The following is a 23,018-nucleotide window of genomic DNA, read 5'->3' as shown; positions in this document are numbered from 1 at the left end:
AAACCCAATATCGTTTGTTATTCACATTTTTTGGTGATAGTAATATTGAATAGAGTCTTTTCAGTCTGTTCTGTAGAAATGAATTTGTGGCCGTTGTAGAAGTTAAAGAGGCGGGGCTAAGGAGATATAAAAATGTATTGTTTTAATCATATTAAAAACATACTCTGAGAGATGCTTTAATCATATTATACAGAACCTACGTTCGTGAATCAAGTAATTTATCATGATTAATTATAGATAAAAATCACCACTTATATCGACTTCGGCCAATAGTAAGTGGTGATTTCTCTTTTAAACTATTATTTTTTGCTTCTAAAAGAAGCAAGTTGGATGGGTTTTATATTATTCAATTCAGAAATAATTTATAACTATAAAACATTGATAACACCTGTTCACCAGTTAAACGATCTATATTTGTTACCCCGGCATGCTTCAATGCCTGCTTCAACTGATTTTTTGTAAATAGCTTTTGATATTCCTTATTTACCAATTTATAAACAAAATGTTGATACAAATCTTTGTCTCTAGAATGAATTTCAGATTCTTTTCTTGTAAGTTGAATAAAAACAGAATCAACTTTGGGTTTGGGATGAAAATAATCTCTAGGAATTCTTCTTAAAACCTTTATATCAACCTCAGGAAATAGGAATAATCCTAAAGCCCTTCGATAATCTGTCAGCCGCTTCGCAAACCCTTCTTCCACAATCAGAAAGCAGAACTCGGCAGCACTTTCAAATACAATCTTTTTTATTATCTTTGTACTTATATTGTAAGGAATATTCCCGTAAATTTTATACGGCTGATTTCCTTTTGGAAACCTATAGTTTAATATATCTGCATGGACAACCTGGACGTTTTCAGAACGATTGATAGACTTTTGCGTCATAGATACAAATTTAGGATCTATTTCAACAGCAGTAATAAAATCACATATCTTCACAAGCTCTCTTGTGAAATGACCTCCCCCTGAACCAATTTCAATAACGATATCTTGTTTATTAATATTTGTTCGAGATAATATCTCATGAATATGCTTTTTCGACGTAATAAAATTTTGACTGTCTTTTGGATTTATTCTGTTCATTATAACCCTCTATCCCATTGGTTATAACGAACTTTATTTACTGTTCATTATAACCATTTTGTATTTTTCTTGGTTTATAATGAACGTTTTTAACAACAGCAATGCTGCAAATCCCCATGCCTGCCCTCCTCTATCAATTTTTTAGAAGAGCAGACGCTTATCTACAACTGCAATAGATGTAATTCCCATGGCAATTACCTCCAAATATAATTTTACAGATTGATTATAACAAAAGCTGGCAACGAAAAATAGTCTATCTCTAACATTCAGCTGCCGGCAATATTATCCGTACCGCCAAACCGCCATACCTGCTCTGTTTAATCACTGTCTCTCCCCCATGGGAAGAAATAATCTGTTTCACAATTAAGAGCCCTAACCCATGCCTAAGCTCACCAGAACGATTGCTCTCAAGCATATAGTGCGGTGTATTGTTTAAATGTTGAATTTGTTCCTCTGTTGTACCCTTACCATTATCCTCAACCGAAATAATACATTTACTTTCTCTTATAGCAATAGACAGATAAATGATACAGCCATCCTCATTATGGTTCATACTGTTTTGAATCAGATTGCTTATCGCTCTTTTCAATAAGGGTCTGTCTATAGGAATGATACAGGCAGTGATCTGCTCATCAACATTCCATTCTACCGGATATTTGCCGTCCAAATCGATATTCATAAATTCCACTGCTACTTCTCGTACAACAGCTATTACGTTCTCGTCTTTTAAATGAAACGGCTGCATATTATATTCCAGCTTCGATGCTAAATTCAAATCATCGATAAGCCGCTTCATTTTTTCACTTTGTTTTCTTATGACCGTTATTTTCTGTCTGGATTCTTGATCCAGATTATTCTCCTCTTCCAATTGCCCCACATAACCCATTACCATAGATAAAGGAGTTCGTATGTCATGCGAAACACCAGCAATCCAATTCGATCGTGCTTCTTCTTTTCTTTTCAGCATCCGCTGCTGTGATTGTAAAATTGCAGAGGTCTGGTTAATATTTGCGGCAAGCTCCGATAAAGCTCCTTTCTCCTTGACATTGACCGTCTCTTTTTTCGGCAGATATTGAATTCCTTCTACAATCGGGCCGACAGATTTTAAGAATTTATAATTTGTCGCCATATAAATAATAAAAATAAGTGCAATATTGCATATCCCAAGGATAAATAAAGTTATCGGCACATTTTTGATAAATTGATAATCCCAGGCCGGCTGCATGTATTTCCAATAGCTGTCTTTCGGAAATCCGACCACCATCAATCCATCTTCACCCTCCCCCGTAAAAGTTGGATAGTCATCCAAATATCCTCTGGTTAAGGAAGCAATGTCTGATAACCTATATTCTTTTGGAATATTTTCCGGCACATCGTCCGAATTCCATATCACTTCCCCGGAAGTATCATCAATAAAAACGGCCCAGGCTTGCTCTTCTTTCAGCTTTGCTTTCATTTCCTCCGATAGTGTATAATTTTCGTTTTCCTGATGCATAGCTTCCGCAGAATCCTCCGCCACCTGCCAAGGAGAGGTTCCCCTATTCTCATTGATTGCAAAAAAAGAGATAACGATTAAATTTAATAACACTAAAACGGCGGTACTTATCATGAGCAACCCGAGAAACCGCATCGATAATTTAGAAATACTTTTTAGTTCGCCTTTCATGTCAGCGTTCCTCCACGATCAATTTATATCCCAATCCTTTCACCGTTAAAAGCGATACCGGCTTAGACGGGTTTGCTTCTATTTTTTCACGAATCCGCCGAATATGTGCCATCAAAGAGTTTTCGTAGCCGAAAGGATTTTCTCCCCAGGCCGCTTCACATAATGCGTCGATTGTTACAATACGTCCTGCCTGACGATACAATGCTGACAGCAGTTCAAATTCTTTAGCAGTTAGCGGGCGTTCCTCTCCTTCTTTCACAACAACTGCTCGTTCAAACTCAATTTCACAATGCTGCAAAAGAACTCTGGGATTCTCCCCTTTGTAGCTTCGCCGGAGAATGGCTGTGACCCGAAAAATCAACTCCTTGGGTAAAAAAGGTTTTACCAGATAATCATCTGCTCCTGAATCAAATCCGGCAAATTTATCCTCATCCTCTCCTCGGGCTGTCAGGAAAAGCACAGGATAATCAGCGATCTCTCTTAATTGTTTTAATAAAGTAAACCCATCTCCATCCGGCAACATGACATCGAGGATTGCGAATTCCGGTTTATACGCATTCGCTACTGTAATTGCTTCTTTCATTGTCTTCGCCGTACGTATTTGTTGAAAACCATTGTTCTTTAAAATAGAAGTCACCATTTCCAATAATGCCGCTTCATCATCCACCAGTAAAATTCGTTTTTGTTTGATATAATCCATATTTATTCACCCTTTTTATACCTGTATGATGTATTATAGTACATTACTGCAACGTTCCGGATCCTTTTTTGAAAATATAAGGGAATTGTAAGGTAACGAGAAGGGAGATGTCAGCTGCAAACGTTATGCTGAGATTATCAATAGAAAGACTAACTATATAAAGTCAAGTGAGAAATAAAAGAGATGGTTTTAGAGTTGAATAATGATTTTACAGAAATGAAAGCACACGAAATAAACCTGAGAAAAGTTCTTTTTTCGCAAGGTTATTGTCTAATTTCATAGGGTTCATTCTTCTTGAGTATCGCATGAATGATATAGCACAGTTTTCTAGCGACAGCTCCAACAGCCGTGAGGTGATGCTTTCCTTCTGAACGCTTTTTTTGATAGAAGTCTTTAAGAACAGGATCGTGTTGTGATGCCACCAAAGCAGCTGAAAATAAAGATTTTCGCAAATAAGGTGACCCTCGCTTGCTCATGACGTTATGTGTAGCTTCATATTCACCAGGTTGTGTGACAGAAGCATCTAAACCAGCATAAGCTACTAACTTTGCAGGATTGGAAAACTTATGAATATCGCCAATTTCTCCAAGAATAGAAGCACCGTTAATGGGGCCGATTCCTGGAACGGTTTCAATGACGGAATGTAGCGTATGCATAATTTTCTTGATTTCCATTTCTGTTTCCTTAATTTGTGTTTCGAGAAACTTCAGCTGTTCAATCATAGAGCGAAGTTGGAAAGTAAAGGCATCTTGGGCAAATTTGATTCCAAAAGAGTGTGACGCTGCCTGTTTTAATGATTCTGCTTTTTCCATACCTAATCGGCTTCGACTGGCTTCACTAAGTAATTCAGCTAATGTATCCGCCGGGACTTTATGAAGTTTTTCAGGGGAGCTATATTCAAGTAAAATTTCTTTGGACGCTTTTCCAAAGATACCTATTTTGCTAAATACAGAATCGTATTCAGGAAATACTTGATCCAATACGGCAATAATTTTTCGTTTAAAGTCACTGGATGTGCCAACCAAATAAGTACGATAACGAGACAATTGTTTGAGAGAGAATATGTTCTCATCGGAAAGGGATGTTTCTATGAAAGCTCCATAGCGAATTAAGTCTGCGATTAATACAGAATCGATAATATCATTCTTTCGTTTTCGAATTTCTGTTCCTTTCCGCCAACCATCTGTTTGAATGGGATTCAGGACATGGATTAAAAGATGACGGTCATGTAAAAATGAGTAGATGGCTAACCAATAGTGCCCAGTAGCTTCCATACCTACAGTAAAGTCGTCTATGGAAGGGGAAAAGGATTGGAGTTTTGTAAGTAATTTTTCTCCACCTTCTGTTGTGTTAGGAAAAGAGAATCCTTTAAGTACAACCTTGCCTTCTTCATTCATAACAGAAGCTACATGAGTACGTTTACCAATATCGATACCAAGGTAGAACATGAAATCACCCTTAAAAAATATTTTGGATTGAATGCCACTCATCTGAAAAGCGTTACTACCTTGTCCTAGATACGGAGTAAGGCGAAAGCCTTCAACATCTAACTCATTCGTAAACTGCTTATCAGAGAGAGGCGCCAGTCTTTCGATAACGAGTTCATAGACCCAAGGAGAAAACGGCTTAACCTCTCAATCCAATAAATATATTATCTCAGAAAAACTGAGTTAATATCTAACTAAATTACTTTGGTTCATAGAGTTTCCTATTAAAAATCGGAAGATAAAAACTCTAAATATAATATACAAGGAGAAGATGCAAATGAATATTATTGAGACAAAAAATTTAACGAAACGCTACGGGGATTTTCATGCGGTTTCAGAAGTGGACCTGCATATTAAAAAAGGAAGCGTCTATGGTTTTCTTGGTCCCAATGGCGCCGGCAAATCAACAGCGATGAAAATGCTGCTCGGCTTAACGAAACCGACGAGCGGAAATTTTACGATCGACGGGAAGACCTATCCTGAAAACCGAATCGCTATCTTAAAAAATATTGGTTCCTTTATTGAAGGCCCTGCCTTTTACGGTAACCTTACCGGAGAAGAAAACTTAGAAATTATCCAAAGAATCTTGGGACTTCCCCGCTCTGCTGTTTCGGAAGCGCTGGAAATTGTGGGGCTTACAAAGGCGAAGAAAAAATTAGCAAAGAAATATTCGCTCGGTATGAAGCAACGATTGGGTCTGGCCAGTGCATTAATCGGCAAACCTCCCATTCTGATTCTCGATGAACCGACAAACGGTCTGGATCCTGTAGGTATTCATGAGATTCGCAGTCTGATCCGATCGTTGCCGGAAAAATTTGATTGTACGGTGCTGGTTTCTTCCCATTTACTTTCGGAAATTGAATTAATGGCCGATGATATTGGTATTCTCAACCAAGGGAAATTACTGTTTGAGGGACCGCTGGAAGAATTAAAAGAGAAAGCAATCAAGCTGGGATATCCAGTTGACCATTTGGAAGATACTTTTCTAGCAATGATAGACGCGGATAATAAAGAGCGAGGGAATATACAATGATGCTTATCATGGAATGGAAAAAGAGGAAACGCACTGGATTTATACTGACATTTTTATTCGGAGCTGTTTTAGCAGCCTGTGTACCGGTTTTAAATATGGCTTTTCGATCGGAGTTATATACAGGGCTGGACGGTTCCCCGCTTCAAATTCTATTAGAGGGAAACTGGCAAATGATTGGTCTGCTCAATGTTTCTCTGATCGTTATAGGTGCAAGCATTCTCTATAATACAGAATATGTCCATCAAGCAATACAAAAAATGCAATCACTGCCTATAAAAGAAGGGAATTTATTTCTTGCCAAATTTCTCATCATAAGCATGGCCTGTTTAGGAGTTATTGTGATAGAGGCTATAGCATTCGCATTTAGTTCTATATATTGGTTTCCGAATGATTCCGTATTTACCGTGGAATGGCTGGAAAATATCAGCTATTTTTTCATATTGAGTTTACCGGCGATTGCTTTAGCTTTAATGATTACCTCCTTCTTTCGTAATATATGGATTGCACTTGGAATAAATGTGATCGGCATCTTTTTGGCAATTACACCACTGTCGGATCAAAGTATTATTGTGGCATCCTTTCCGTTTAAATTACCTTTTCAAATACTTCATCAGCCAGCAGTTGCTGGAGCGGATACATTTATTTGGATTGCGTTCATCGAAACCATATTGCTTCTGCTTATTCAAAGGGCAGCTGTAAACATAAGGAGGGTTTTTGTATGAATTTTTTCGATGCAATACTGGTGGAAAGGAAGAAAATCCATCGTTCCAAAATTTTATTGATATTATTTCTGGCGGCTATCATCTTATGGGTTCCATCCACGTTTAACATGGAAATGAATTTAGAACTGCAAAGCGATGCCCCATCTCCGGAGAATAATTTCTTTATTCAAGCTTTTCTGTTGTTTGCCTGGTTTTTATTTCCTGCCGGCATGGTGGTTGCAACCTTAATGCTTCGGCAGCTGGAGCAAGGAAACAACGGAATATCCAAAATGCTATCGTTGCCTGTTCATCCAGCCATGCTCAGCTTAGCTAAGTTTACTATACTAGTTTTTCTGGCAGCACTGTTTATCCTGATAGCTGTTGGAGTCTATTACCTTGCAGCTGTCTTTGGAACGGTTGTGCATGATTATAACTTTATACTATCTCCCTTGTTCGTCATGAAGGTAGCGGCTTTCTTTTTCCTGTCGGCTATTCCTATGCTTGCTGTATTCTGGATGTTGTCTGTCTGCATCCAGTCGCCTATTTTTTCAGCAGGACTTGGACTGGCTTCTGTCGTCCCTTCTGTATTAATGATTAATACAAAAGCTTGGTTCATTTATCCGATGTGCTATCCGTTTTACGTTATAACGATGAAATACCTATCAAATTCCCAGGTTAGCCTTTTTCCATGGATACCTGTTGCAGCTGGTATTACAATTATTTGCTTAGCTGTTTCCTGTATCTTCTTCGGAAAAGCAGAAAGGAGGTAAGCTTAGAGATGAAAAATGTTTTTATAAGCATGTGCACAATGATGCTGTTGATTCCCTGGACGATTTTAATTCTGCGGAAAAACGATTGGGCGCTTGAATCACCGACAGCTGAGATAATGATTTTATCCTATGCCGGATTTATGGTTTTCAGCGGCATTTTTACGATAATCACCTACCTGAAAATAGATAGAGGAGCGTTGATGAAAATTTGTCTGCTGATCCACTGTTTATATGCTGTTGTCGGGGCAGCAGCCATCTTTCTTATTGTATTTCCTTCTTCTAGCTAGTAAATAGCTATGACGTTTAAAACCAGTATACGATGGGAAGAGGCTTAATATGGAGAACCTAAAGGAAACACCCGCAATGCATGGAGGTCATAAGATTGATTATTGTTTTGCTCATTTTCATTTTACTTATTCTTGTCGTAAATAAAAAGTTTTCGGATAGCGAGTCAAAATCAAAATTCCCCGCTCAGATTGCAATGGCAGCAGTTGCTATTGCTGCAACAATCCCTATGCTGTTTAATGATAACGCAGGCAATCAAGCTTTCAACTATATTGCTGCTGGAATGGGTTTATTTTCTGCAATAGCGATTTTAACTGAAGCATTTATTACAAAAGCAGATAATCAATAGCTGTTCAAAAGATTATAAAAAATAGCAACATAATGATTTGGTTGCTATTTTTTATAACCGGGCAGTTTAAGTATATGAGTCAAATTTAATAGAATAATCTGGCTATTCCTCTCTCATAGTATAATACCTTTTAAGAAAAAAGCGATTTATATATTTCTCCGATGATTCCTTCCATTTGATGCACACCTAATTCTGCATTTGTCATAATCACTGCGCCTTTTCCCTTATAGGGAAATGCTGCTATCATACATTGAAATCCTACACCCCAGCCAAGCGATGCGATTTCTAATTTTTCTCCAGATCCTTCGAGAAATACGCCTAATCCGGCCCAGTTTTTTCCCTTTTGCGGCTTTATCATTTCCTTTGCAGAACCTTCTGAAATACCTATTTTGCTTTCTCCCTGTAAAGCGTGTATTAATTCGAGAATTAATTTAGCTAAATCAACAGAGGTCGTCCATAATCCAGCAGCTGCCGGATAAGGATATATCGGATATTTTCCATTTACTAATTCACCTTTTTTGTTATGGCCACAAGAAAAGTTTTCTCTATTCAGTTCCGTCTTTGCTGCATCTAAATAGCTGTTTTTCATTCCAAGCGGTTCAAATATCTGCTCATTCATAACCTGATGAAAGGCTTTTGCAGTAACATCTTCTATCAATTGCTGAATAATACAAAAACCTGCATCCGAATAATGGAATTCACTCTCAGGTTCACAAGTTACTCTAATAGGAGCTTTACAATAAGGCGTTTCTCCTTCTAGTATTGCCGTCATAGAAGGAATTCCTAATTGCGGGTTCAATTCAGAAAAACTGCCTTCAGGATCTGTTATTCCGGATTGATGACTTAATAAATTTCTCAGTGTAACTTTCTTATTTTTAGTAAAACCATTTTCCGGTACTTTCCAGGAGGCAAGACTCTTATTTACATCCTCATCCAAATGAAGCATTCCCTCCTCCACCAGTTTTACAGCAAGGAATCCTGTTAAGAATTTGCTGATAGAACAAGCATTAAATACCGAATCATCGTTCACTTTTCTGTTGCCTTCAGCTTCCAGCTCTCCTTTATTTTCCGTTCTGTTGATTTGCCCGTTTTCAAGCACTGTTATATTTAAGCCAGGAACACGATAAAATTTCATCCGTTCTTCCAAGTCCATGTTTTTCAGCTCCAAATTATCCCCTCCTAATCTGGTAATTTTAATATCTTTATACTAGAGCTTACATTACTTGATTGGTATTTCGCATTTATTTCATCATTTTAAGGATACTTTTTGAATGCTTTATCATGCCTAGTAATCCAATCCCTTTTTTTGCGTCTTTCGTTAATTTCGCCCCAGCTATGTTTTTAATCTTTTCTTCCACATTAGAATAATTACCAGCATCAAAAATCGGTTGCGGATCATATTCAATTGCTAGTTGAATTGCTTTCGTTTCCTCTTCTCCTACAATCTTACTCGCCAAATATAAAGCCATATCTATACCAGCTGATACACCGGCAGCAGTTATATATTTTTCTTGCTCCACGATTCGTTCTCTAACAGGAACTGCTCCATACTCACTCAGTAGATTGATTGGTTTCCAATGAGAGGTTGCTTTTAACCCAGCGAGCAACCCAGCTGCAGCCAACAGCATAGATCCTGTACAAACAGACGTCGTCCAGCTTGTGGTTTTGTCTACTTCCTTTATCCATTTCAACACTCGATTATTTTTCATCTCTTTCATAAATCCAATTGTTGAACCTGGTATTACTAAAATATCCGCACTTCTCATTTCATCGATACTATATTTTACATTAATATCAACAAAACCTGAATCCGCTTTTATTTCTCCCTTTTTTTCTGCGACAAAATATACTTCTGTATCGTCCATATTCCTTAAAACCTCATAAGGACCTATGGCATCCAGCATGGTTATGCCATCATACACATAAATGATTACTTTCATATTTCCCTCTGTTTTTAATCAAAATTATTAAGCCTCTATTCTGAAACATAATTCTTTGGGTTTCTGATTAATACATCAGCTATACATCTGATATTCAGACAACAAACCTATATCGCAGCTAAAAAAGGATATACCTTTTATAAAAAGCATATATCCTTTCGTTTATGGTTAAGTAACTGCTAAAACAACAAACAGTTCTAACTGGAAAGAATAAGATGAGAAACAACTATTTTAGACCACGACTCCAATGTGTCAAAATGCTGTTTCAGTTCGTCTTTTTCCATCCAAACCCCTGTAAGCTCTTCTTCCTCTGACTGAATATCTTTATGATTTAACACGATTTCATAAACAATCCCCAGATGGTCACTATCCACACCATCATTCGATTTGATAATACCTTTCATTTCCAGCTTTTTAACCATTTCTGCTTTTATTCCCGCTTCTTCTTCCAATTCGCGCCAAAGCCCATTCTCAATAGAAAGCTGAATATTTCCAGACACTGCATCTGTTTCTCCAACGTGCCCTCCTAATAGCCCTTTTCTTCCAGCTAATCTGCTTTCTCCGACATTTGCTCCCCGCAAAATAAAGAAATATTCCTCGTTATACCGGACAATAACATAGGGAATTGGATGGCGTTGACTTGGATGGTACTCTAGTAAACTGCGTTCTGCAATTCTATAATCCATGGAAGGCAATTGCTTTGCTTTGCTGAACCCTAATGGAATTCTTTCTAAATCCGTTTCTTTGAAATATACTATTTTTTCTTTTGTACTCGGTTTATTTTTTTGTAAAACGTCTGATTTTATCTTATTTAAACGTTCCCATTCCTTCGATTTAACAGGATATTGTGATCGCATAGTTAATATTTCTTCCATACTTTTTTCTCTTAGAGAACTTTCATCGCTATCTAGAAATAAAGCATCCTCATGCTCCTTTTTAAAGGTGTCAGCCATTTCTTGTTTTGTCATAATATCCCCTTCTCCTGCATTATGCCCCTGTCTTTATACACAAATTATTCCACCAGCTTATTCTGAAAAGCATAAATCACAGCCTGAGTCCGATCTTGAACCTCTAATTTCCCTAAAATATTGCTGACATGAACCTTTACCGTTTTTAAAGCAATAAATAATTCATCGGCAATTTCCTGGTTTGTTTTTCCTTTTGTCATTAGCAATAGAATTTCCTTTTCCCGTTCTGTTAATTGCTCATGTAAAACTGTCTCCTGCTTTGTGCGCATACGGTTCATAATTTTCCCGGTGACTTCTGGCTCCAGAATAGACTGCCCTTCGTAGGTGGCACGAATCGCTTTGGCAATTTCACTGGCTTTCGATGTTTTCAACATATAGCTTGTAGCTCCCGCTTCCAATGCAGGATACACTTTCTCGTCATCTAAAAAGCTGGTAACGATTATAATCTTCGCCTCAGGCCAGGATTCAATTATTTTCTTCGTTGCTTCGATTCCGTCCATTTCCTTCATCACAAGATCCATTAAGATAATATCCGGGCGGAGCTCTAATGCCAGTTCAATTGCGCGGGAGCCGTCATCTGCTTCTGCAACTACCTCAATATCCGGCTGTGAAGAAAGATATGCAGATACGCCGATTCGTACCATTTCATGATCATCGACAAATAAAACATTAATCATTCGTTGTATCCTCCTTTCTTAAAATAGGCACCTTTACTTCCAAACGCGTACCTTCATTGGGAAGACTGATAATTTTCAGCGTGCCGCCAACTTCATAAGCACGTTCATGCATGTTCTGCATCCCGTAAGAGCTTGTTTTGACACTTTCTGTCTGAAATCCAACCCCGTCATCCACGACACGCATAATAATGTTTTCATCACGTTCCAGTAATAAAACTTGCAGGTTTTCCGCTTTCGCATGACGCAATGTATTGGAGATAGATTCCTGAAAGATTCGGAACAGCTGATCTTCTACCCCTTTATCAACCTGGAATGCTTCTATTTTTGCATCGATTTCTAGAGGTACTTTTTGGGTTAATTCCTTTAAGAGCCCTTCTACCCCTTCCTGCAATGACTTGCCTTTTAATGCAACTGGACGCAGATGTAAAAGAAGCGCACGCATTTCCAGCTGCGATTGGTGAATCATATTTTCCACCATATTTAACTGTTTATTTAATGCCGGATCCTCAGGCGGTCCTGCCTCGTTGATAGCCGACATAAGCATCGAAGCTGCAAAAAGCTGCTGGCTCACGGAATCATGCAATTCCCGGGCTAATCGATTTCTTTCCTGTTCCACTACTTCCTGCAGACTTTGTTCCCGTTCAGTTGCTCTTTCCGTCGCAATCTTTTGTACATGTTCGGTTTGTATCCGCAGTTTTTCTTGGACTTGGTTCATCCGTTCCGTAACAGGTTCCAGCTCTTTAGGCACTTCTTCTGTATCCGGATACCTTTCTCCCTTGATAATGCCCGTAAGCATTTTTTCAATTTTTTTTAAATTACCTTTCCAATAATAACCAATAATGGCCCCAACAATAGAACCAAATGTAATCACAAAAGCCAGCACAGTCAAAAGAAAGGAAACATCACCAATTTTCCCTTCCCATAGCGCGCTCCACCCCGCTGATTCATCTACGGTAAATGTAACAAAGGTTGTAACAATCGCGGCAATAGCCAAAACAAAACTGCAGGCGATAGACAAGAGAACAAAACGGATAATCGTATTCATACGCGCTTCACCTCAATGTCCCCGGAAAATAAAGAGGTTACAATCTTCACTCTTTGATGTGCCGTATTATAATTTTTGGTTTCATAGTGAAGTGATTTGTTCATCAGCCGCCCGTGATACACTCCAAAAATAGATGCTCTGCCGAAGATGGAACTATGATGAATACTCACTTCTACTTCATAAGGCACATAAATCTCAATATTGCCTGCGAGATGCCGGATGGAGATAACCGCTGTATCATAAGGAAGGACCGTATTACTTAAGTCAATTACACGGTCCCCATAGATGCCATGCATATTGACGTCCTTCCATTGATAAGCCGTTTCCTCCGTCCGAAAATCATCAAAAAATCGTTCATCAAATAAACGATCCACCTGCACAAGAGGCTCTTCCTCTGTCAAACTTGATTTATTTGGCAGCTCCGGCTTCTCCTTGCTGGGTTCTTTCGTTGATTTGATATAATTTAAAATAATAATGGCAATAGCAACGACAATTAAAAACCGTACCGCAAGTAAATTAAAAACATTTAGAACGAAGGATATTGCAGCAATTGCAAATACAATCTTCCACCCAAGGGAATGCAATCTTTTCCAGCTGAAGTAAACAAAGAAACCGGAAATTAATGCCGATATCAGGGCTCCTCCATGGAAGAAGACAATTTCAAAAACAAGAAGAATGGCGACGGTAATCCATATCCAATTTAGGTTTCTTGTGGGAATCTGCTTGAACATCCTTCCATTCTCCTTTCCTTGATTTCATATGTAAAATATACAGGCGCAAGAACAGCCTGCACCTGTATAAGTATACCATGATTTTTCATTTTCCAGCTATCAATTCTAGTTTATTTCCTTTTCGTCCAGTCTCTTTTCAATCGCAGCAATTTTATTATCGAATGTGCTTTGATAGTAGGCACTGTTTACTCTGTACTCCAGGTTTTCGATATATTGCTCCATTTCTTCAAACTTGGAGAAAGGCTTTTCTGGTGACTCATCCACGACACGATTGATTTGGTGATTTGCTTTGGCTATATTTTCGCGGCCCATCAGCTCCATACGGCGCAGATGCATATCCTTCAGGCGATGCTTCATTTCTTCGTATTTCTGCTCCAAATTTTCCAGCTGCGTGATTGCCTCTTCTCTGGATGCTTTCATGCGATCAGCACGATTTTGATATTCTTCATGCTCTTTTAAAGCAAACGCATGCATTTCCTCTTCCTGCGCACGTTCGGCAATTTGTGCTTGTTTTAAGCGCTTATCTGCAAGTTCTTGTGCTTTTATATACTCACGTGCAAACTCTTCTTTCAATTTATACTGACGGTCAATCAGCTTTCTTACTTTTTCTTTTTCCTGTTCACTTTGGCGTAAATAATGGTTTAGTGCTGCAATCGGATTTTTTTGTTCCTTTTTGTCCATCATCGTGTGTAAATCTGCAGAAATAGACTCCTTCATTCGTGTGAAAATATTTGTTGACATCATCAATCTCTCCTTTGAATGTTATTCATTTTATTTGTTTAACTCTGCCCACTGTTTTTCAAAATTTGTAAATGGGTCATCCTCTTCCTTCATTTCGTGGACAACAGAGCTTTCCGTTGTGTTCCAATTCTTATAGATAAGGTAAAGTGCATAAGCTGCAGCAACGCCTAAAACAGCATAAATGTTAGAGAACGTGATGCTTACAACAATCAATCCCAGGATTATCCATCCTACTTTGGCAGCGGTGGAATCTGTACTGATAAACTTTTTAAAGCATATATAGAGCAGCCATACACTTAAAGCAAGTAAAACCATCGGGCCAAGATTTGCGAGCAGTATCAGTAATGCAACAAGCCCTCCGATAAACAACATGAATTTTTTCATTCCGTTTTCCTCCTTTTGTTATTGTATCTTTATCTTACCGGGGATTTTGTTTTCTCGTAATGAGCCTGAGCAATATCTTTTTCTAAGCCTTAAGGTCTATCTCCTTCTAAACCTCCTAAGCAGCTATTACAAGTCAACAAACAACAACTGCTAAAATGCAAAAATGGAATGATATACCTCTGACTGAGATACCATTCCATTTCTATTCTGCCTATTCTGTTTTAAATGTAAGTCCTTTGTTCTCCAGCGCCTTTGTCAGAGCCGGCATCGATGCTGGACCAATGCCATGCAGGGCTAGTATTTCTTTCTTGGTATGAGCTGCCAGCTGTTCTTCTGTTGAGATACCTTCGTGGATAAGTGCTCTTCTTGCCGGAGCGGAAAGTGTAGCTAGAAAGCCGCTCTTTGGTTTATTTTCTTTGTCACAAGTCGGACAGCTTTCACAATCTGAACTTTTAAAGAAAACATGTCCATTCTTACATACTTTTCTTTGTTTTTGGCTGGTCATCTGATTTCCTCATTTCTTATTTTACGTTTTAAAGAATAACATTCTAACTCATTAGTTTACATAATATAATTACGGTTATCTATAGACGCTTCTCCATGATTATTTCTCCCTCCGGATCATACTCTCCTGTCCGGGTGAACCCATGCTTTTTATATAATTGTTCCGCTTGGCTATTTCCCGGCACAAAGCTTAAACGTATGATTGCCACATCATAATGCTCCTGGATGTACGCTTCAATTAATGGGATGAACTGATTGGCATAGCCCTGCCTTTGATAGCGGTAATCAATCATAAACCTGTCAAACCAGATACTTCTTTTTTCGTCAGAATAAAACCCGACCATAGCATAGCCGACGGGTTTCCCACCAGCATAGAGCCCAAGCGATGTGGTCAATCGTTCAATAAAACTCTCTGCTAAACAAAAGGGCACAGGCTCGATGAATGCTTTTTGATTTTCAGCTGTTTCTAACGCAGCAATTTCTCGCCAATTTTCCTTATTTACTTCTTTGATATAAAAATACATCAATATACACCGCTTTTCATCATTTATTCTTATTATAAGATAGTTCCAGTATATATGAAAATCCCCCTGACAGGATGTATAATTCCATTATCAGGGGGACGGTATAATGATTGTTATTCAGCTAACGCTTCTCTGACTTCCTCACGAAAATATTCCTCCGTTACTAATTTATCGGTCAATGCCTGCACCTGCATTGCTGCAATCTCCAGCTCTGAAAGGTTGAGATCATTTGTAAATAAGATCATCTCAAACCGATTCCCGTCCTCATCTTCTGCATAAACAGCCTGATTCAAAACAAAAGCAGTGCTTCCGCCTTTTTGTGCTGTACGTACAATGGAATCATCCTCTAACTCCAAGTTGAAAATAGCATCCAATTCTTCATAAAATACTTCCGAATAATGTTCTTTATTATTTAACATTGCCATGATTTGATGGTAATCTTCCGCAGTAGCATGCGTCAGCCGATCGGACCAAACCTTTTGTATCGACATATCATTAAGCGGGGCAGCGGCTTCCTCTTTTTCCGCTTCGTCTAATGGATTCTCCTGCCATTCTTCAAAAAGGTCAACCGCTATTTGCCGGTAGGCATCATCATCCAAATCACGTAATGCTTCCTCTAATTGACCTTCTTCAATCCCCTTATCCTCTATTACTTTTTTGGGAATGATAATACTTGCTGTTAACGGATAGATAGGCTCGTGATTGTTCAAATTGAGTTCTTCTATCCGATTGTTTACTTCTTCTAACCCTAATCTTTCAATTAAATAATCGGTATTGGCATTGGAGCTGAAATCCATCATGCCTCGTGCGATTTGTTCCAGGGAAACGTCGCCTTCCTCGTCTTCCAATGTACTTTTCCAGGCGTCATGTGCTCCGCCATCTGTATTCGGAAAATAATACTTGTCTACTTCCTCCATCGCTGTCATTTCAGCAGGATCGATATCCCCTTCTTCCGCCTGGCTGGCAAATTCAATCGCAATGATTATTTTAACAACACTGGCAAGCGGCATAGCTAAATCTGTATTGATCTCTGCTAAGGCCTCATCATTCCAGGTGGCTAGAAAAGCAACCCGGTCCGAATCTTTGTTTTCATTGATAAATTCCATCAAAAGTCCAGTTGCGGGATCCAGATTTTCTTTGTTTTCTTCCAAAGCTTCCTCTTGCTCCATATCATTTGAACCGGCTTCCCGCTCTTCTTCCTTATCATTGGAACAAGCTCCGAGGAAAACCAGAAGACCTACAAACAATAAAGGATAAAATTTCTTCATGAAATCCCGCCCTTTCCGATTAATTTCCAGCCACATCCCGTTTTTTAAAGGTGAGCCATCCTGCTGCCATAAATACGATATAATAAACAAGAAGAACAGCAATGGAAAAACCAAGTGATGTTCCTTCAATTATCGGTGATCCTTCAAAGATTTCTTGAAGGTTTAGATGTGCGGTCAACAGATATTTCGCAATTTCGTATTGGCTTACCATCATCGTAATAATTGGTGCAGCAATATAAATAACAATACTTGCCGCAATAGCCATGGCACTTCCTTTGAATAAAATTGCAATCATAAAGGATAAGGTTGCCACTATAATTAACGGTACAAGCTGAAAGAGGATATCCTTACCAATGGAAGCAATGATAGAGACCTCCGTATAGCCTGAACCCATATTATCTACAATGGTTGGATTCCAAGCATCCACACCGAAAAAAATAAGTCCGATAAGTAATGATAAAACGATTGTGTAGAGGATTAACACAACTGCAAAAAGTAACACCGTAATATATTTTGACGCTAACACAGTCCCTCTTCCCGCTGGTCGGATAAGTAATAATTTAATCGTGCCCCATTTATACTCATTTGAAATAATTTTAGCGGCAACAACAATAATAAAAATCGTGATAAAACTGATATAGGAGATATTTTCCGCCACGAAAGCCCACATATCATAAGCCGGAACCTCTAACCCCATCGACTGATATGCCTGCATGAGTTCCCCTTGGAAGGTTTGATTTATCATCATGCTTTGATCCACTACAAAGTTTGTAATAAGTGCACTGCCAATAAGGAGAATCGCCAGGATAATATACATTGCCCAGGTAGATTTATAATGATGCAGTTTGATAAATTCATTTTTTATAAGCTGTCTTAAATTACTCAATGACATTCTCTCCAATCAAATCGAAAAATTTATCTTCTAACGTGCCTTTGGCAGCTTGAACCTCATATACATTGATATCATGGATTAATAATTCTTTAAGAATAACTGGGATTTGTTCCCGTTTGACCGCCGTTTTTAAGGTAGTTTCATCCACTGCCTCTACAAATAAAGCATCCTCCTCCAAACGATCTAAATGCGCTTTTGCAGTCTGCGCATTACTTACAGAAATGGCGTACTCTGAAATATCACTGTCCTCTGCCTTTCGGTTCTTCTCTACATCCTCTACAGCGATTAAAGCACCATTTTTTATAACACCGATACGATCACACATCAGTTCAATCTCAGACAATAAATGACTGGATACAATCACACTGACTTTTTCTGTCTCTGCCAAAGTACGAATATATTGGCGGATTTCCTTCATTCCAGAGGGATCCAGTCCATTTGTAGGCTCATCTAAAATGAGAATCGATGGTTTATGTAACAAGGCCTGGGCAATCCCCAGCCGCTGCCGCATTCCGAGAGAATACCCGCCAACCCGGTCATTGACCACTTTTTCAAGTCCAACTAATCGAACAACTTCTTCTATCCGCTCTTTTGTCGTACCTGGAATCATCCGGGCGAACTGTTCTAAATTCTTTCTTCCTGTTAAAAAGGGATACATCTCCGGATTTTCCACGATTGCGCCAACCTCTCTGATGGCTTTACTATAATCTGTTTGGATGCTTTTACCGACAATGCGGATATCCCCTTCTGTCAATTTCATCAAACCGACCATCATCCGGATTGTTGTCGTTTTACCGGCTCCATTAGGCCCGACAAAGCCAAACACCTCCCCTTGTTTTATTTGAAAGCTGACATCTTTAATAATTTCTTTATTCTTGATGCGCTTACTCACATTTTTTAATTCCATTGCAATTTCTGTCAATTCTAGTCCTCCTCTTCCAATCTTTCTTCTTAATCAGGTTATACGAAAGAATGGAATAAAAGTTTCAAATTCACCAATATTTTTAAATACTTCGTTTATTAAGGACAATCGTCCAAAAAATCCTATGGAATGAAGTTTTATTTTATGAATCTACATTCTCCACGTGAAAATGTGTTAGCTCCTATTAAGTTTGTCTAATCTCTTTTTTCTTCCTTGCGTATATTGAATGAGAAAGGAGGGATAAGCTATGTGCGGTCATCACTCATCCAGAAAAAAATGCGAAGATCCTTGTCGCAACACAAGTCGTCGAGGGGGCGACTATCGTCAAAAAGATCATAAATCCAATCATTGTGACAACAGACATCAAAATCATCACAGATGTGGAAGCAGGCATGAAAATTATTGTCACTGCCGGAAACATCAAGGAAACGAGCAGCATCACAGATGCGGAAACAAGCATGAAAATGGTTGTTGGAACCGGGACGGTCACAGAAACGATCATCACCGATGTCGTGAATCGAATCATTGCGATAATAACAGGAATAAAAGGAAGTTCTGTTTTTGCTGTAACCATTTCTACTAATTAGAGCTTGCGGACAGATAACCCTCACTTTTTAAAAACAGCCCAAGCTATCAGAGGTAGAAATCTGATAGCTTGGGCTGTTCGTTAGAAAATGGTTCTTTTTTATTTTGGAAAACGCAGCTTATCCCTAATACTTTACTTATCTTTCTTTTTTCATGCTGTCAGGGAGCTTGGACAGCTGCTTACGGAATAAATCAATGAAATTTTTTGTTTTCCAGCACAATCACTTTGGCAGTCATGGAATGGCTCATTTTTTTGGTTTCCTCTACTAATCGGTCAATTTTTTCACAACATTGCTTCGCGCCGGCAACCAGTAAAGGTTCGCCTAAGAAATTAATATTTAACCCTCTTGCTAAGAAACCACCAACAGACATTACAAATGGTACAGTAGGAGAGGTATTAGAAATAATAACCTTTTCACTTAGCTGATTTCTTTCTTGTAACAAAGCAGCAAACTCTTGTATTGCCGGCACAACATATTTACTATTTCTTCTTCCAATAGTGTATACCGGATTATTGTCTTCATCGATACCATGAAAAATAAGCTTACCGAGGTCATGCTTCGTTAATTTATTAAAATACCTGACGCTTTGTATCTCATCCTTGGTCAGCTTTCGATTTGAAGGTAGTTTTTTTAAATGATAGGCTGCTGTAAGTGAAGTGGTGTGCGTGCCTCCATAATCATTGTATATATAAATCAAATTACTTCTCTCCTTTCCGAAATACCGCGTAATCAATTGAAATCTGCATGCTTGCTTTTCTAATTTTGTTCTCTCCGTTTTGAAATACTTTCCTGTTATGGATAATCAAGCTTTATTATTATCTAAATCCAAAAAAGAATACATATTACATACCTAAACAAACATTCGAAAAACAAAATGGCTTATTCTCTGGTCATATAAAAAGAGGATGGACGTATAACCATTCACCCCATTAAATAAATGTATTGATTTGCTTAAGATTTCGTATAATTCAAATTCCAAATAACACCGATGTTTAAAAGATTAAGTGGTGTTCTTGGTTTTTCTTAATGAAAGCATTCCTTCTTTTTGATTACGCAATTGATTTTTAAAGATACATATGGATACAAGCACTTACTTAATCATCCCCATTAGTTATTGAAAAAATTCTCTGTATAAAACGGCTGATCACTTTCATTAAAGTCCACGCCAATTCCTAAATGGCTGAAATCTCCATGTAAAATATTTTCTCGATGCCCCTCCGAATTCAATAATCCCTGATGCGCAAAAACACTGCTGAATTGCCCATATGCAAGGTTCTCCCCTGCACTTAAGAATGAAATATCATCTTCCTTCATCCGGTCAAAAGGAGATTGTCCTTCTAAATTGGTATGGCTGAAAAATTGATTAGCAGCCATATCTGTACTATGCTTTCTCGCTGTTTCTCTTACTGCTTCATCCCATTCTAAAATAGACAGCTCATGCTTTACGCGAGTTGCATTGGTCAAATCAAATAATTGATACTCCAAGCCTTCTTTTAGAGCCTCACTGCCAGGTGTATAAAGGGTGCTTTTAGCAGATTCCATATCCTCATCTATTAACTGAATTGCCGTTACTTCTTCTGATTCATGCAGGTCATAAAAAATGGTTGCGTAGGTCCCTTCCATATGATATACATCATATTCGCCTTCGCTTTCAATTTTATAATTAAACCAGCCATTACGGATCATTTCTTCCGGCTCCCCTAATGTCTCGTTTACAAACGACTTGGGGTCTCCCAGGGCAATACCCTGCTGAGAGGATAGTAAATCCTGATTAGTAAAGAGTCCACGCACCATTTCCTGTTCATCATAAGCAACCATCATAAAGTTTTGATAGTTTTCATGATATGTGAACCATTCCACTCCATACTCATTCTCACTTTGCCGCTTAGCTTCACCATACATTTCTTCCACTTGTTCTCTAGTGTCGCCTATCTCTATATTGCCAACGGAGAATGATTGTTCCTCCGGGGTAGTGAGCTCCGGTGTTTCCACTTGTTCATACGAGGTGTCTGTTTCAGAATCAGTAAAGGATTGAAAAAAAGAAGTTGCTTCATCTGCTACTTGTCGGAAGTAAAAGTCATTATCTATCGCTTCTGAAACAAAATCGCTTGCAGAGGAAAACGTATCACTGACAGCATCGGGGATGGCATCGCGGACCGGGTCTTCCCATAAAGGTCTTGTCCAAATGGCTAACAGAATCATAAACAGCAATAATAATAATCGCTTGAAAATAGCTATCCCAACCTTTATAAATACTTTAATGCAGCAGAAGGATTACCGCTGCTATTCTATTCTTTACGAAATTAGCCTTGGCTAATCCTAAAAAAATCGTCAGCTCGCTGACTTATATAAATTATACTATCTCCAAATTACTTTCAACAAATCTAAACCTTTTTTATTCAGATATACATCAACATAAATAAAAAAATCTGCTTCTGTAATTATGACAGAAGCAGATTTTTAGCCGCCCTACATCAAGGTGCCAAACCATACAGCAAGGAAAGTTCCAACATAGTTCCCAATAATATAACCTAATGTTCCAACGATTAATATCGGACCGACTAATTGTCTCCAGCCCTTCGCAATCGCAAATGCCGCGGCCGTCGTCGGCCCGCCGATGTTTGCATTGCTTGCCAGCAGGATTTCTTCTAAACTCATCCGGAATAATTTCCCGAAAACAAGAGACAGCATTAAATTAATCGCCACAATAATAAATGCAAATACAAGCAGTAATGGTGCCGTTTGAATAATAAGGGCGATAGAAGCTGGTATTCCGATTACGACAAAAAAGATGTGAATCAGATATGTCCCTATTTCCTGGCTGCCATTTAACCCTGAGAAATAGTTTGGAAATACAGCTAAAGCGACAAAAGTAAGGGTCGTTAATACTAAATACTGATCTCCGATAATTCCATTCAACAGGTTATTGAAGAAAGAAGCCTCTTCCCCACTTGGAATAATCCCGGCAAAAAATTCGGCAATTTTTAAGGAAACTATAACTAATAGAAAAGCTGTTCCAATCGAAAGCGCCATGTCCTTCAAAGAAACTTCTTTCCTTTTCCAGAAACTTTCTGCCAATGTTTTCTCATCATCAGCCAGCTGGTTCTTTTCTACCTCATCAATATGTGGTGTCGGATAACGTTTACGGATAAAATGAAGAACAGGTATTATCATAAGTATAATAAACAGCAGAGCCATCATTAAATTATCCGCAACAACCGCTGCAGAAATAATTTCTCCAGGTGTTTCGAATTTAGCAGCCATTGCCGCAAAATTTACGCCTCCCCCAATATATGTAGCACTAAAAATACCGCTCAATTGATCTAACAGAGGTATGTGATTCCGTAAAGTAAAAAATGCGATAATCGTTCCGGCAACCGTACCAATGGAGCTCAACAGGAAAATTAGCAACAATCTGCTGCTTTCCTTCCATATTTTTTTAAGGTTAACGTGAAATAACAAAAGCGGTATGGCTAATGGTACAATAACAGACCAAACTGCGTCATATACCGGTGACTCTGTTGGAATAATTCCGAAGTTGGATAAAGCCATCGCCCCGACTAATGCGATGATTGCCCCTGTCACCTTGGAAGCCCAGCTGTAACGCTGTTCTAAAAAAATACTGACAGATGCCCAGATAATGATAATTCCCCAAAGCGTAATGCTGTCATCTGCTTGAATCAATGTTTCTTTCATCCACTCCCCGCCCCTTCTCTTTTTTCAAGTTGATATATATCATATTTTACCACTTCATTTTAAA

At 38.4% G+C, this 23,018-nt stretch carries 26 protein-coding genes; 6 read left to right on the top strand and 20 right to left on the bottom strand.

Translation table 11 applies throughout. The features are described from left to right. Positions 1-346: 346 nt before the first annotated feature. The 4 genes from erm to MKY65_RS11325 form a co-directional block, all read right to left on the bottom strand. The gene (erm, locus tag MKY65_RS11340) at positions 347-1,084 is read right to left on the bottom strand and encodes a 23S ribosomal RNA methyltransferase Erm (protein ID WP_339184876.1); all 738 of its coding nucleotides are present in this window, start codon (positions 1,082-1,084) and stop codon (positions 347-349) included. Between the two features lie 259 nt (positions 1,085-1,343). After that, positions 1,344-2,750 (bottom strand): HAMP domain-containing sensor histidine kinase, encoded by a 1,407-nt coding sequence (locus tag MKY65_RS11335; protein WP_339184874.1) that lies wholly within the window; start codon positions 2,748-2,750, stop codon positions 1,344-1,346. A 1-nt stretch (position 2,751) separates the two neighbouring features. Next, a complete protein-coding gene (locus MKY65_RS11330) occupies positions 2,752-3,450 on the bottom strand; it encodes a response regulator transcription factor (RefSeq protein ID WP_339184872.1) in 699 nt (232 codons plus the stop codon). 263 nt (positions 3,451-3,713) lie between these two features. Beyond that, the gene (locus MKY65_RS11325) at positions 3,714-4,898 is read right to left on the bottom strand and encodes an IS110 family transposase (RefSeq protein ID WP_339185204.1); all 1,185 of its coding nucleotides are present in this window, start codon (positions 4,896-4,898) and stop codon (positions 3,714-3,716) included. A 316-nt stretch (positions 4,899-5,214) separates the two neighbouring features. Between MKY65_RS11325 and MKY65_RS11320 the strand changes: the two genes are divergently transcribed. The 5 genes from MKY65_RS11320 (at position 5,215) to MKY65_RS11300 (ending at position 8,075) form a co-directional block, all read left to right on the top strand. Continuing rightward, on the top strand, positions 5,215-5,970 hold the full coding sequence (locus tag MKY65_RS11320; RefSeq protein ID WP_339184870.1) for an ABC transporter ATP-binding protein: 756 nt from the start codon (positions 5,215-5,217) through the stop codon (positions 5,968-5,970). After that, a complete protein-coding gene (locus MKY65_RS11315; protein WP_339184868.1) occupies positions 5,967-6,692 on the top strand; it encodes an ABC transporter permease in 726 nt (241 codons plus the stop codon). The genes MKY65_RS11320 and MKY65_RS11315 overlap by 4 nt, the downstream gene beginning before the upstream one ends. Beyond that, complete coding sequence (locus MKY65_RS11310; RefSeq protein ID WP_339184867.1) at positions 6,689-7,441, top strand: ABC transporter permease; 753 nt, start codon at positions 6,689-6,691, stop codon at positions 7,439-7,441. Before MKY65_RS11315 ends, MKY65_RS11310 begins: the two co-directional genes overlap by 4 nt. 8 nt (positions 7,442-7,449) lie before the next feature. Next, on the top strand, positions 7,450-7,728 hold the full coding sequence (locus tag MKY65_RS11305) for a hypothetical protein (protein ID WP_339184865.1): 279 nt from the start codon (positions 7,450-7,452) through the stop codon (positions 7,726-7,728). A gap of 95 nt (positions 7,729-7,823) precedes the next feature. Next, the gene (locus MKY65_RS11300) at positions 7,824-8,075 is read left to right on the top strand and encodes a hypothetical protein (RefSeq protein WP_339184863.1); all 252 of its coding nucleotides are present in this window, start codon (positions 7,824-7,826) and stop codon (positions 8,073-8,075) included. A 130-nt stretch (positions 8,076-8,205) separates the two neighbouring features. On the opposite strand, the gene MKY65_RS11295 is transcribed toward MKY65_RS11300, so the two are convergent. From MKY65_RS11295 to MKY65_RS11235, 13 genes are all read right to left on the bottom strand, one after another. Then, positions 8,206-9,243, bottom strand: coding sequence for a serine hydrolase domain-containing protein (locus tag MKY65_RS11295; RefSeq protein ID WP_339184861.1), 1,038 nt, complete (start codon positions 9,241-9,243; stop codon positions 8,206-8,208). Positions 9,244-9,316: 73 nt separating this feature from the next. Then, positions 9,317-10,015, bottom strand: a complete 699-nt coding sequence (locus tag MKY65_RS11290; RefSeq protein ID WP_339184859.1) for a DJ-1/PfpI family protein — start codon at positions 10,013-10,015, stop codon at positions 9,317-9,319. Positions 10,016-10,212: 197 nt separating this feature from the next. After that, positions 10,213-10,983 (bottom strand): NUDIX domain-containing protein, encoded by a 771-nt coding sequence (locus tag MKY65_RS11285; RefSeq protein WP_339184858.1) that lies wholly within the window; start codon positions 10,981-10,983, stop codon positions 10,213-10,215. A 44-nt stretch (positions 10,984-11,027) separates the two neighbouring features. Beyond that, a complete protein-coding gene (locus MKY65_RS11280) occupies positions 11,028-11,660 on the bottom strand; it encodes a response regulator transcription factor (RefSeq protein WP_339184857.1) in 633 nt (210 codons plus the stop codon). Next, positions 11,653-12,705 carry a sensor histidine kinase gene (locus tag MKY65_RS11275; protein ID WP_339184856.1) on the bottom strand — a complete coding sequence of 351 codons (1,053 nt, stop codon included), beginning with the start codon at positions 12,703-12,705 and terminating at the stop codon, positions 11,653-11,655. The genes MKY65_RS11280 and MKY65_RS11275 overlap by 8 nt, the downstream gene beginning before the upstream one ends. Continuing rightward, positions 12,702-13,436 carry a cell wall-active antibiotics response protein LiaF gene (liaF, locus tag MKY65_RS11270; RefSeq protein ID WP_042533856.1) on the bottom strand — a complete coding sequence of 245 codons (735 nt, stop codon included), beginning with the start codon at positions 13,434-13,436 and terminating at the stop codon, positions 12,702-12,704. Before liaF ends, MKY65_RS11275 begins: the two co-directional genes overlap by 4 nt. Before the next feature lie 105 nt (positions 13,437-13,541). Next, positions 13,542-14,177: a PspA/IM30 family protein gene (locus tag MKY65_RS11265; RefSeq protein WP_339185219.1), complete on the bottom strand. Its 636-nt coding sequence runs from the start codon at positions 14,175-14,177 to the stop codon at positions 13,542-13,544. Between the two features lie 30 nt (positions 14,178-14,207). Then, on the bottom strand, positions 14,208-14,561 hold the full coding sequence (locus MKY65_RS11260) for a flagellar basal body rod protein (protein ID WP_339184855.1): 354 nt from the start codon (positions 14,559-14,561) through the stop codon (positions 14,208-14,210). A gap of 211 nt (positions 14,562-14,772) precedes the next feature. Then, positions 14,773-15,066, bottom strand: a complete 294-nt coding sequence (locus MKY65_RS11255) for an RNA polymerase alpha subunit C-terminal domain-containing protein (RefSeq protein ID WP_339184853.1) — start codon at positions 15,064-15,066, stop codon at positions 14,773-14,775. Between the two features lie 79 nt (positions 15,067-15,145). Then, positions 15,146-15,589, bottom strand: a complete 444-nt coding sequence (locus MKY65_RS11250; RefSeq protein WP_339184851.1) for a GNAT family N-acetyltransferase — start codon at positions 15,587-15,589, stop codon at positions 15,146-15,148. A 113-nt stretch (positions 15,590-15,702) separates the two neighbouring features. Further along, complete coding sequence (locus MKY65_RS11245) at positions 15,703-16,857, bottom strand: serine hydrolase (RefSeq protein WP_339184849.1); 1,155 nt, start codon at positions 16,855-16,857, stop codon at positions 15,703-15,705. A gap of 19 nt (positions 16,858-16,876) precedes the next feature. Continuing rightward, complete coding sequence (locus MKY65_RS11240) at positions 16,877-17,743, bottom strand: ABC transporter permease subunit (protein ID WP_339184847.1); 867 nt, start codon at positions 17,741-17,743, stop codon at positions 16,877-16,879. After that, positions 17,736-18,671, bottom strand: a complete 936-nt coding sequence (locus MKY65_RS11235; RefSeq protein ID WP_339184845.1) for an ABC transporter ATP-binding protein — start codon at positions 18,669-18,671, stop codon at positions 17,736-17,738. The genes MKY65_RS11240 and MKY65_RS11235 overlap by 8 nt, the downstream gene beginning before the upstream one ends. 392 nt (positions 18,672-19,063) lie before the next feature. Here MKY65_RS11235 and MKY65_RS11230 point away from each other — a divergent pair, with 392 nt between their 5' ends. Next, positions 19,064-19,258 (top strand): hypothetical protein, encoded by a 195-nt coding sequence (locus MKY65_RS11230; protein WP_339184843.1) that lies wholly within the window; start codon positions 19,064-19,066, stop codon positions 19,256-19,258. A gap of 190 nt (positions 19,259-19,448) precedes the next feature. Here MKY65_RS11230 and MKY65_RS11225 read toward each other — a convergent pair whose 3' ends face one another. The 3 genes from MKY65_RS11225 to MKY65_RS11215 all read right to left on the bottom strand — a co-directional run bounded on the left by MKY65_RS11225 (position 19,449) and on the right by MKY65_RS11215 (position 22,954). Beyond that, positions 19,449-19,955: a DUF3189 family protein gene (locus tag MKY65_RS11225; protein WP_339184841.1), complete on the bottom strand. Its 507-nt coding sequence runs from the start codon at positions 19,953-19,955 to the stop codon at positions 19,449-19,451. A 410-nt stretch (positions 19,956-20,365) separates the two neighbouring features. Continuing rightward, a complete protein-coding gene (locus MKY65_RS11220; protein ID WP_339185217.1) occupies positions 20,366-21,460 on the bottom strand; it encodes a CAP domain-containing protein in 1,095 nt (364 codons plus the stop codon). 267 nt (positions 21,461-21,727) lie between these two features. Further along, positions 21,728-22,954: a DUF819 family protein gene (locus MKY65_RS11215; protein WP_339184839.1), complete on the bottom strand. Its 1,227-nt coding sequence runs from the start codon at positions 22,952-22,954 to the stop codon at positions 21,728-21,730. Positions 22,955-23,018 lie beyond the last annotated feature (64 nt).

It is taken from the genome of Oceanobacillus sp. FSL W7-1293 (assembly GCF_037969815.1).
Taxonomy (GTDB): Bacteria; Bacillota; Bacilli; order Bacillales; family Amphibacillaceae; genus Oceanobacillus; species Oceanobacillus oncorhynchi.
The sequence above is the reverse complement of the archived record's forward strand: the minus strand, read 5'-3'. Positions and strand labels throughout refer to the sequence as shown.